At 50.5% G+C, this 1,391-nt stretch carries 1 protein-coding gene; it reads right to left on the reverse strand.

Annotation, left to right across the window (positions count from 1 at the left end; all coding sequences use genetic code 11):
- Positions 1–1,391: Ig-like domain-containing protein (locus B806_RS0104660; protein ID WP_017402672.1), on the reverse strand; the 1,391-nt coding region annotated here is incomplete at both ends.

The raw sequence follows: 1,391 nt of genomic DNA on the forward strand, positions 1-1,391 counted from the left end.
CGTCGCCATTTAAGTCTTCAGGAATCGTGATCGCACCGATCAGGTCTGCAGGTACTGTATCAATAGTAAGCGTAGCTGTATCTGTAGCAGTATTTCCAGCTGGATCAGTTGCAGTTACAGTTACAGTATGAGAACCATCTATTAATGCAGGCAAAGTATTGTCTGCAAGCGTCCAAGTACCATCACCGTTATTCACTGCCGGATAGTCAACGCCATCCACATTCACAACCACAGTGGCTGTTGGGTCATTAATTACCCCTGTTAAAGCAGGAGTTGTGTCATTAGTAGTTAAGTCATCTAAAGATACAACTGGAACGCTAGTATCAATCGTCACCACTGCTGTATCTGTACCTGCATTGCCTGCTGCATCTGTTGCAGTCACGGTAATGGTGTGTGGACCATCAGTTAACGCAGGAAGTGTATTGTCTGCAAGCGTCCAGGTACCGTCACCATTGTTCACTGCCGGATAGTCAACACCATCTACATTCACAACCACAGTTGCTGTCGGATCGTTTACTGTGCCAGTGAGTGCTGGTGTGCTGTCGTTAGTCAATACATCATCCAGCGCAACCACCGGCGGTGTGATATCTGCAGAAACTGTACCTGTACCTGGCAATGAAGTATTGCCTGCAGGGTCAGTCGCTGTTGCAGTCACGGTATCGCCATCCACCAGGTTACCCGGGTTTGGTACTGACCAGCTGCCATCTGTGCCTGCCACGACTGTTGCAGTGGTGCCATTCGGGAAGCTTACAGTCACGGTTGATCCCGCTTCTGCTGTACCTGTAATTGGGTCATTGGCATTGATTGGATCAAGTACCGGTGCATTTGGTGCTGTAGTATCAATCGTCACCACTGCTGTATCTGTACCTGCATTGCCGGCTGCATCTGTTGCAGTCACGGTAATGGTGTGTGGGCCATCAGTTAACGCAGGCAGTGCATTGTCTGCAAGCGTCCAGGTACCGTCACCATTGTTCACTGCCGGATAGTCAACACCATCCACATTGACAACCACAGTGGCTGTCGGATCGTTCACTGTACCAGTGAGTGCTGGTGTGCTGTCGTTAGTCAACACATCATCAAGTAGAACCACTGGCGGTGTGATGTCTGCAGAGACTGTGCCTGTACCTGGCAATGAAATATTGCCTGCAGGGTCAGTGGCTGTTGCAGTCACTGTATCGCCATCCACCAGGTTACCCGGGTTTGGTACTGACCAGCTGCCATCTGTGCCTGCCACGACTGTTGCAGTGGTGCCGTCAGGGAAGCTCACAGTCACTGTAGAACCCGCTTCTGCTGTACCGCTCACTGGGTCAGTCGCATTGATTGGATCAAGTACAGGTGCATTTGGTGCTGTGGTATCAATCGTCACCACTGCTGTATCTGTACCTGCATTG

The sequence above is a fragment of the Acinetobacter sp. TG2027 genome (assembly GCF_000302435.1).
Lineage (GTDB): Bacteria > Pseudomonadota > Gammaproteobacteria > Pseudomonadales > Moraxellaceae > Acinetobacter > Acinetobacter pittii.